The 10,471-nt window shown below is 69.5% G+C and carries 4 protein-coding genes; 2 read left to right on the top strand and 2 right to left on the bottom strand.

Features of this window, described 5'->3' with window-relative positions; genetic code table 11:
• Window positions 1-51 precede the first annotated feature (51 nt).
• Window positions 52-2,763 (bottom strand): GH92 family glycosyl hydrolase, encoded by a 2,712-nt coding sequence (locus tag AB0B33_RS20885; protein WP_360774135.1) that lies wholly within the window; start codon window positions 2,761-2,763, stop codon window positions 52-54.
• Window positions 2,764-3,269: 506 nt separating this feature from the next.
• A complete protein-coding gene (locus AB0B33_RS20880; RefSeq protein ID WP_360774132.1) occupies window positions 3,270-3,902 on the bottom strand; it encodes a YigZ family protein in 633 nt (210 codons plus the stop codon).
• A 530-nt stretch (window positions 3,903-4,432) separates the two neighbouring features.
• On the opposite strand from AB0B33_RS20880, the gene gltB reads away from it, so the two are divergent.
• Window positions 4,433-9,004 (top strand): glutamate synthase large subunit, encoded by a 4,572-nt coding sequence (gene gltB, locus AB0B33_RS20875; protein WP_360774129.1) that lies wholly within the window; start codon window positions 4,433-4,435, stop codon window positions 9,002-9,004.
• A complete protein-coding gene (locus AB0B33_RS20870; protein ID WP_360774126.1) occupies window positions 8,997-10,445 on the top strand; it encodes a glutamate synthase subunit beta in 1,449 nt (482 codons plus the stop codon). Before gltB ends, AB0B33_RS20870 begins: the two co-directional genes overlap by 8 nt.
• Window positions 10,446-10,471 lie beyond the last annotated feature (26 nt).

Below are 10,471 nucleotides of genomic sequence, written 5' to 3'. Positions count from 1 at the left end.
CGTGAGTGTTCAGGACGGTTAGAACCGCCCTGAACACTCACGACCGGGGGGTCAGCGGTAGACCTCGAACTCGTAGATCCGCGCCGCGCCGTTGCCGTCGTTGGCGGGCGTGGTGATGTTCAGCTTCACGTACCGGGCCGAGCGCGTCGTGATCGGGTGGTACGTGCGGCTGGCGCGCGAACCGGACACGTTCGCGACCGTCGTCCACGTCGAGCCGTCGGTCGACGTCTGGATCGTGAACGCGCCGGTGTTCCAGCCCGTCGTCTCCCCGCCGAGGCCGGCGTGGTCGACCACGAACGAGGACACGTTCTGCGCCGACCCGAGGTCGACCTGGAGGAACTTCGTCGCCGCGGTGCTGCAGAACTTGCTGTTGTTCGCCAGGCTGCCGTCGACGGCCTTGTCCGCGCTCTCGGCCGAGTTGCACGTCGCCGAGCCCGTGGCCGCCTTGCCCTGCGCCAGGTTCGTGCCGAGGTCCGGCGCGGCAGGCGGCGGCGTGAACCCGTCGTTGTACGACGGCGGGACGTCCGCGGTGCTCGTGCCCCAGCCGCTCGGCGACGAGCCCATCGTGTAGTTCAGCGTCGACGCGCCCGCGATGTCGCCGTAGCGGATCCACGACCTCGTCGTCGCGGTCCCGTTGACGCTGAGGTTCTGCACGTACTGCGCGCCCTGGCCCGCGCCGGTGCCGGTGATCTGGATCGTGCCACTCGGGCGGACGATCGAGACCGAGGGGAACAACGGGCCGTGCAGCGCCAGGACGTCCGCGCCCGGCGTCGCCGGGTACATGCCCAGCGCGGCGAAGACGTACCACGCCGACGTGGCGCCGAGGTCGTCGTTGCCGGGCTCGCCGCCCGCGCCGGTGGTGAACGACTCGTTCATCACGCGCCGCACCGCCGAACTGGTGCCCTGCGGGTGGGCCGCGTAGTTGTACGCCCACGGCACGCCGTGCTCGGGCTCGTTGCCGATGTAGAAGTACGGCTGGGTGAGGCCGCCGTTGAGCTGGGTGAAGTGGTGGTCGAGCCGCTGGACGGCGGTCTTGGTGCCGCCCATCAGGTTGATCAGGCCCTGGTAGTTGTAGGGCACCATCCACGTGTACTGCGACGGGTTGCCCTCGGTGTAGCCGCTGTTGCTGGACGGCACGACCGGCCAGGCCCACGTGCCGGTGCTCCCGCGCGGCTGGACGTAGCCCGAGTCGGTGCCGAACACGTTCTGCCACCACTGGGCGCGCTGCATGTACGCGGTGTACTTCGCCGTGTCACCGACGGATTTCGCGAACTGCGCGATTGCGAAGTCCGACGCCGAGTACTCGAGCGAGTCCGACGGGTCTTCGGTGACGTAGTGCCGGCTGAGGTAGCCGCTTTCCCGGCCGCGGATCGCCTGCCCCTGCGTGGTGCCGCCGCCTGCGCTCTTGTCCATCAACGTGAGCGCCGCCGCGGTGTCGAAGCCGCGGACCCCGAAGGCGTACATGCTGCCGACGACGATCGGCCCGGGGTCACCGGTCATCACGAAGTGCTCGTTGTTGTTGTGCGACCACTTGGGCAGCAGGCCGCCCTGCTGGCCGTCCAGCACCATCGACTTCGCGATGTCGCTCGCTTCGTTCGGCGCGACCAGCCCGATCAGCGCGGCCCACGACCGGTAGATGTCCCAGCCGGAGTAGTTCTGGTAGACGGTGTGCGACGCGGTGTGGATCGCCTGGTCGAACCCGCGGTACTGGCCGTTGGTGTCGCTGGCGGTGTTCGGGTTCTGGAACACGTGGTACAGCGCCGTGTAGAACTTCTGCAGGTCCGCGGCCGCACCGCCGGTCACCTGGACGCGGTTGAGGATCGTGTTCCAGCTCGTGTCGGCCGCCGACCGGACGCCGGCGAAGTCGAAGCCGGGGTTCTCGGCGGCGAGGTTCGCCTGCGCGTTGGCCAGGCTGACGAACGAAATGCCGACCTTCGCCTGCACGGTGGTGTTGCTCGAGGTGTCGAAAGTGACGTAGCCGCCCGAGTTCGTGCCGCTGGTGCTCGCGGAACCGGCGCTCACCGTGCCGCCGAGCCAGGTGCCGAACCCGCTGGGCGCGCGGTCGAACTGGATCACGTAAAAGATCTGGTAGGTCTTCGAGGAACCGCAGAACCCCCCGCCGGTCACCGCACCGGTGAGCTGGCTGCCGCTGATGCTGATGGACCCGTTCCGGTTGCCGGTGGCGCTGCGGCCGGTGTTGACCAGCAGCCGCGCGGACGTCGTGTTCGGGTAGGTCAGCTTCATCGAGCCGGACCGCTTGGTCGCGGAAAGTTCGACGGTCGTGTTGTAGTTGTCGAGCTTGTTCTTGTAGTAGCCGGGCGCGGCCGATTCGTTCGCCTTGGTGTAGCGCCCCGCGTACCCGGTCCAGCCGGTGCCCGGCGAAGTCCCGATGGCACCGGTGATCGGCAGCAGGCCGAGGTCTTCGTTGTTGGGGCACCCGGCGCCGTTGAAGTGGGTCAGGCTGAATTCTTCGATGCCGGTGTCGCTGTAGCGGTACCCGGACGGCGACGCGGTCGGGGTGTCCGGGCTGAACTGCACCATCCCGAACGGCACGGTGGCCCCGGGGTAGGTGCTGCCGCCGGCCCCGCCCGGCACGGGGTTGGGCGAGTTGCTGTTGTCGGTGCCGATGAAGGGATTCACGTACTGCGTGAGGGCCAGCGTCGCGGCGTGGGCCGGGGTCGCGACGACCCCCGCCCCCACGACGGCCGCGGCGAGCACGGCCGCGCGCAGCCGTCTGGACAGCCTCGAGAGTGGTCTGGACATGGACCCTTCCTCTCCTTGCCGCACGCTTTCCGCCGGGCGACAACGTTGTCGGGCGTGGTGACAACGTTGTCAGCTCGGCATGTGCCGCGCTGACAACGTTCGGGGGATCGAAGTGGTACCGGAACTCGGTGACACGACATGGTGCCACGGGAAGGCGGGTCGGCGGAAGCACCGAAAGTTCGTTGCGCGCCAAGCGGTTCCGGACCGGACCACGCGGCCGCGGTGGATCACCCGTGGTCGTCGGCACCACCAGTGCCACCCGGACGGGCGCGAGGTCGCGAATGACTCGTTCGGAACCACCGACGCCGCCAACGACCCATTCGGGACCCCTCACCCAAGCCCAGCACACCCGGCAGCGCCCACGAATACCGAGCACGCGCCCGGCGGGCACTCACCAACCCCAGCGGCCGCCGACCCCCGCGACACCGCCGCCACCAACCAGAAACGAAGTCGCGGATGACCCATTCGCGACCCTCGCCCAAGCCGGGCACGCGTCCGGCGGCGCGTCAGGAACCCCGGGTCACCCAGTGGTCGCCAAGCTCCGCCGTCGATGCCTCGCCGTTCGTCAGATCGGCCAGCCAGCTCTCGAACGCCGGCGCCTCCCCCGGCGCCAAGCCGATCTCGAACCGCGCCTTCTCGTCGAACCGCGTCGCGTGCAGCAAGTACGGCGACGCGCGCAAGTCGTTCTCCAGCCGGCCCGCGCGGTCGTAGCTCACCGCCACTTCCACCAGCGCGAGACGCCGGTGTTCTAGTACACCAACAACTTCCAGTGCCTCCGAAACGGACTGTCCGTACGCGCGGATGAGTCCGCCCGCGCCCAGCAGCACGCCGCCGAAGTAGCGGGTCACCACCGCGACCGTGTCCGTGACCTCGCGGCGGCGCAGCACTTCCAGCATCGGCGTGCCCGCGGTGCCCGCCGGTTCGCCGTCGTCGCTGGAGCGCTGGGTTCGCCCGTCCGGCCCCAAAACGAACGCGTGGCAGTGGTGTCGCGCGCCCGGTTCGGCGCGACGGCGGCCCGCGATGAACTCGCGCGCGGCCTCCTCCGACGTCGCCGGGGCGAGCGCGCAGAGGAACCGGGAGCGCTTGATCTCGATCTCGTGGACCCCGGATCGAGCCACGGAGAGATAACGATCAGTCATCGGCCGAGTCCGCCATGTCCCCACCTTCCCACCCCGCCACGGCGCGCCGGCACGTGCCCCAGACCACTTGGGACAGACGTTTCCGCAGGTCAGCGGCCAGCCACGCCAGCAATCGGGAGGGACAGACCGGCATATGGGACTACCCCCTGGCGCGTCAACGCAAGCGTGGCATTTCCCACCCGGGGGCAACGACGTATGTCGATAACAGCGAATTCACACTATCGTCATAAGACCCGGCGAACCCGGGAGTAACACCGCGCGCTCGGCTGACCCCCACCACAGTGGTCCGTCGTGCGCGCTCGCAGGACCGACATGTTCGGCTGCCCAGCGCTGTGCGGCCTCCCAGATGACCCGCGTCCGGTTTCCGAGCATCGGAGCTCGGCCGACGCTTCGCGGCATCTTGCACTTCGACAACAGCAACTGTTCTCGACTGACCATCGCGGTCCCGGACCACTTCGTTAACCGGTTCAGCTCGAACCACACGATGGAGTGAGTACCGGTCGCGCCAACGCCTTGGGAGGCGGCCAGCCGTGACCCACCGTGCCAATTCCCTGCCCCCGTTCGGGGAGCAGTTCAGCAACGCCGAGGCCGAGGGCCTTTACCGGAGCGACTACGAACACGACGCCTGCGGTGTCGCCTTCGTCGCCGACCTGACCGGGCGGCGCGATCACGCGATCGTCGCCAAAGCCCTGGTCGCGTTGCGCAACCTGGAACACCGAGGGGCGCGGGGAGCCGAACCGGACACCGGGGACGGCGCGGGCCTGCTCATCCAGGTCCCGGACGAGTTCTACCGCGAAGTCGTGGACTTCGAGCTGCCCGAGCCGGGCACCTACGCCGTCGGCACCGCTTTCCTGCCGCAGGACGAAAAACGCCGCGGCCGGGCCATGACGACCATCGAGCGCATCGCCGCCGAAGAGGACATGCGCGTCCTCGGCTGGCGAGAGCTGCCGGTGCACACCGAGCACTGCGGGCCGACCGCTGCCGAGACCATGCCGCACTTCACGCAGCTGTTCCTCGCCGCGCGCCGCCCGAAGCCGGAGCATTCGGACCCGCTGCACATCGAGCGCAGCGCCTTCTGCGTCCGCAAGCGCGCCGAGCACGAGCTCGTCGAGGACGACGTCTACTTCCCGTCGCTGTCCTCGCGCACGATCGTCTACAAAGGAATGCTCACCGAGCCGCAGGTCGAGCGCTTCTTCGCCGACCTCACGGACGAGCGCGTCACCAGCGCCATCGGCCTGGTGCACTCCCGCTTCTCCACCAACACCTTCCCGTCGTGGCCCCTGGCGCACCCGTACCGGTACGTCGCGCACAACGGCGAGATCAACACCCTGCGCGGCAACCGCAACTGGATGGACGCCCGCGAGGCGCTGCTCGAGACCGACCTGGTCCCGGGCGACCTCAAGCGGATCTACCCGGTGATCACCCGCGGCGCCAGTGACTCGGCGTCCTTCGACGAGGTGCTCGAGCTGCTCCACCTCGGTGGTCGCTCGCTGCCGCACTCGGTCCTGATGATGATCCCGGAGGCCTGGGAGAACCACCAGGAGATGGACCCGGCCCGGCGCGCCTTCTACGAGTTCCACTCGACGCTGATGGAGCCGTGGGACGGCCCGGCGCTGGTCGCCTTCACCGACGGCAGCCAGATCGGGGCGGTCCTCGACCGCAACGGCCTGCGCCCCGGCCGCTACTGGGTGACCGACGACGGCCTCGTCGTGCTGGCCTCCGAAGTCGGCGTGCTCGACCTCGACCCGGCGACGATCGTCCGGAAGGGACGCCTCGAACCCGGCCGGATGTTCCTCGTGGACACCGCCGAAGGCCGGATCATCGAGGACGAAGAGATCAAGACCCAGCTGGCCACCGAGCACCCGTACGACGAGTGGGTCGAGGCCGGGCTGCTCAACCTCGAGGACCTGCCCGAGCGCGACCGCGAGGTCCCGCTGCACGCCGCGCTCGTGCGCCGCCAGCAGGCGTTCGGCTACACCGAGGAAGAGCTCGACGCCATCCTCGAGCCGATGGCCCGCACCGGCGCGGAACCGATCGGCTCGATGGGCAACGACTCGCCCATCGCGACGCTGTCGAGCCGGCCGCGGCTGCTGTTCGACTACTTCATCCAGCTCTTCGCCCAGGTGACGAACCCGCCCCTGGACGCCATCCGCGAGGAGCTCGTGACCGCGCTCGGCACGCAGATCGGCGCCGAGCCGAACCTGCTCGTCGGCACCGCCGCCAGCTGCCGCCGGATCGTGCTGCCCTTCCCGGTGCTCGACAACGACCAGCTCGCGAAGCTGGTGCACGTCAACGACGACGGCGACCTGCCGGAGTTCCAGGCGGTCACCGTGCTCGGCCGCTACAACGTCCACGGCGGCGGCGAGGCGCTGGTCAAGCGCCTCGACGAGATCCGCGCCGAGGTGTCCGAGGCGATCGAGGACGGCGCGCGGCTGATCGTGCTGTCCGACCGCGGGGTCGACGAGGACCACGCGCCGATCCCCTCGCTGCTGCTGACCGGTGCGGTGCACCACCACCTCGTCCGCGAGAAGACGCGCACGCAGGTCGGCCTCATCGTCGAGGCCGGCGACGCGCGCGAGGTGCACCACATCGCGCTGCTCATCGGCTACGGCGTCGCCGCGGTGAACCCGTACCTGGCGATGGCGACCGTCGAAGAGATGGCCCGCCAGGGCCTGATCCCCGGCGTGACGCCGAAGGAAGCCACGCAGAACCTGATCAAGGCGCTCGGCAAGGGCGTCCGCAAGACGATGTCGAAGATGGGTGTCTCGACTGTCGCGTCCTACACCGGCGCGCAGATCTTCGAGGCGATCGGGCTCGGCGACGAGGTCATCGACAACTGCTTCACCGGCACGACGTCCCGCCTCGGCGGTGTCGGCTTCGAAACCCTCGCCGAAGAGGTCGCGAAGCGGCACAACTACGCCTTCCCGGCCGACGGCGTCCGGGCGGCGCACCGCGAGCTCGAAACCGGCGCGGACTACCAGTGGCGCCGCGAGGGCGAGCCGCACCTGTTCAACCCGCAGACGGTCTTCAAGCTCCAGCACTCCACCCGGTCCGGCAAGTACGAGATCTTCAAGGAGTACACGAAGTCCGTCGACGACCAGGCCGAGAAGCTGCTGACGCTGCGCGGGCTGTTCGACTTCAAGTACGGCAAGCGCGCGCCGGTGCCGATCGAGGAGGTCGAACCGGTCTCGGAGATCGTCAAGCGGTTCGCCACCGGCGCCATCTCCTACGGCTCGATTTCGATGGAGATGCACCAGACCCTCGCCATCGCGATGAACCGCCTCGGCGGCAAGTCGAACACCGGTGAGGGCGGCGAAGACGCGGAGCGGCTGTACGACCCGGAGCGGCGCAGCGCCGTGAAGCAGGTCGCGTCCGGCCGGTTCGGCGTCACGAGCGAGTACCTCGTCAACGCCGACGACATCCAGATCAAGATGGCGCAGGGCGCGAAGCCCGGCGAGGGCGGGCAGCTGCCCGGCGCGAAGGTGTACCCGTGGATCGCGAAGACGCGGTTCTCGACGCCGGGCGTCGGCCTCATCTCACCGCCGCCGCACCACGACATCTACTCGATCGAGGACCTGGCGCAGCTGATCCACGACCTCAAGAACGCCAACCCGAACGCGCGCATCCACGTGAAGCTCGTGTCCGAGGTCGGCGTCGGCACGGTCGCGGCGGGCGTCTCGAAGGCGCACGCGGACGTCGTGCTCATCTCGGGTCACGACGGCGGGACGGGCGCGTCGCCGCTGTCGTCCATCAAGCACGCCGGTGGCCCGTGGGAGCTCGGCCTGGCCGAGACGCAGCAGACGCTGCTGGCCAACCGGCTGCGCGACCGGATCGTCGTGCAGACCGACGGCCAGCTCAAGACCGGGCGCGACGTGATCGTCGCGGCGCTGCTCGGCGCCGAGGAGTTCGGCTTCGCGACCGCGCCGCTGGTGGTGTCGGGCTGCATCATGATGCGCGTCTGCCACCTCGACACGTGCCCGGTGGGCGTCGCGACGCAGAACCCGAAGCTGCGCGAGAAGTTCAGCGGCAAGGCCGAATACGTCGTCAACTTCTTCGAGTTCATCGCCCAGGAAGTGCGCGAGTACCTGGCGGAGCTCGGTTTCCGGTCGATCGCCGAGGCGGTCGGGCACGCCGAGTTCCTCGACAAGCGCAAGGCCGTCGAGCACTGGAAGGCGGCCGGGCTGGACCTGTCGCCGATCTTCCACGTGCCCGAGATGGCCCCGGCCGGGCTGCGCCTGCAGCAGACGCGGCAGGACCACGGGCTGGAGAAGGCGCTCGACAACACGCTGATCCAGCTGGCCGAGGGCGCGCTGAACTCCGGTGACAAGGTGCGGCTGGAACTGCCGGTGCGCAACGTGAACCGGACCGTCGGCACCATGCTCGGCTCCGAGCTGACCAAGCGGTGGGGCGGCGAAGGCCTGCCCGACGACACCATCGACGTCACCTTCACCGGGACCGCGGGCCAGTCGTTCGGCGCGTTCGTGCCGAAGGGCATCACGCTGCGGCTGATCGGCGACGGCAACGACTACGTCGGCAAGGGCCTCTCCGGCGGCCGGCTGATCGTGCGGCCGCCGAAGGAAGCGAGCTACGTCGCCGAAGAGCAGATCATCGCGGGCAACGTGATCGCCTACGGCGCCACGAGCGGCGAGATCTTCATCCGCGGCAAGGTCGGCGAGCGGTTCTGCGTGCGCAACTCCGGCGCGCTGGCCGTCGTCGAAGGCGTCGGCGACCACGGCGGCGAGTACATGACCGGCGGCCGGATGGTCGTGCTCGGCCCGATCGGGCGCAACTTCGCGGCCGGCATGTCCGGCGGCATCGCCTACGTGCTCGACCTGCCCGCGCACCGCGTCAACCCGGAGATGGTCGACCTCGACCCGCTCGACTCCGAGGACGCGGACTTCCTGCGCGAAACGCTGGAAAAGCACTACGACGAAACGGAATCCGCCGTCGCGCGGGAACTGCTGGCCGACTGGGACGCGGGCGTCGACCGCTTCGGGAAGGTCATGCCGAAGGACTACAAGCGCGTGCTCGCCGCCCAGGTGCAGGCCGAGCGCGACGGGCGCGACGTGAACGAGGCGATCATGGAGGCCGCACATGGCTGACCCCAAGGGCTTTCTGACCACCACCCGCGAAGAGCCGAAGCGCCGTCCGGTCGACCTCCGGCTGATGGACTGGCGCGAGGTCTACGAAGACTTCGCGTCGACGAAGCTGGAGAAGCAGGCCGGCCGCTGCATGGACTGCGGCATCCCGTTCTGCCACCAGGGCTGCCCGCTCGGGAACCTCATCCCCGAGTGGAACACGCTGGTGTGGCGGGACGACTGGCGCCAGGCCATCGAGCGGCTGCACGCGACGAACAACTTCCCGGAGTTCACCGGCACGCTGTGCCCGGCGCCGTGCGAAACCGCGTGCGTGCTCGGCATCAACGACGACCCGGTGACGATCAAGCGCGTCGAGATCTCCATCGTCGACCGCGCCTTCGAAGAGGGCTGGATCACGCCGGAAGTGCCCGCGGTGAAGACCGGCAAGAAGGTCGCGGTCGTGGGCTCCGGCCCGTCGGGACTCGCCGCGGCGCAGCAGCTCACGCGCGCGGGCCACAGCGTCGTGGTCTTCGAGCGGGCCGACAAGATCGGCGGGCTGCTGCGCTACGGCATCCCCGAGTTCAAGATGGAGAAGTCCCGCCTCGACCGCCGGCTCGCGCAGATGGAAGCCGAGGGCACGGAGTTCCGGGCGTCGGTGAACGTCGGCGCGGACCTGCCGGTGTCCGAGCTGCTGGCCCACGACGCCGTGGTGCTCGCCGGTGGCGCGACCGACTGGCGCGACCTCCCGATCCCCGGTCGCGAACTGGACGGCATCCACCAGGCCATGGAATTCCTGCCGCCGGCCAACCGGGTCGCCTCGGGCGACCTCGACGTCTCGCCGTATTCGGCCGAGGGCTTGGACGTCGTCGTCATCGGCGGCGGTGACACGGGCGCGGACTGCGTCGGGACGTCGCACCGCCAGGGCGCGCGTTCGGTGACGCAGCTGGAGATCATGCCCAAGCCGCCGGAGTCGCGTTCGGACGCCCACCCGTGGCCGACGTACCCGATGATCTACCGGGTGTCCTCGGCGCACGAAGAGGGCGGCGAGCGGCTGTACGCGGTGAACACGCAGGAGTTCCTGGGCGACGCCGACGGCCGCGTGCGGGCGCTGAAGCTGGTCGAGGTGCGCAACGAGGGCGGCAAGTTCGTCCCCGTCGAAGGCTCCGAGCGCGAGCTGCCCGCGCAGCTCGTCCTGCTGGCCATGGGCTTCCTCGGCCCGCAGAAGCAGGGCCTGCTCGAAGACCTCGGCGTCGAGCTGGACGGGCGCGGCAACGTCGTCCGCGACAAGGCGTTCAAGACCAGCCTCGACAACGTGTTCGTGGCCGGCGACATGGGCCGCGGCCAGTCCCTGATCGTCTGGGCGATCGCGGAGGGCCGCAGCGCCGCGGCCGGCGTCGACGCCTTCCTGACCGGGCGGGACTTCCTGCCCGCCCCGATCGCGCCGACGGACCGGCCGATCGCGTAAAGCCCGGCGCCGGCGGGGGTGTCACT

The organism is Amycolatopsis sp. NPDC049159 (assembly GCF_040648295.1).
Lineage (GTDB): Bacteria > Actinomycetota > Actinomycetes > Mycobacteriales > Pseudonocardiaceae > Amycolatopsis > Amycolatopsis pretoriensis_A.
The sequence above is the reverse complement of the archived record's forward strand: the minus strand, read 5'-3'. Positions and strand labels throughout refer to the sequence as shown.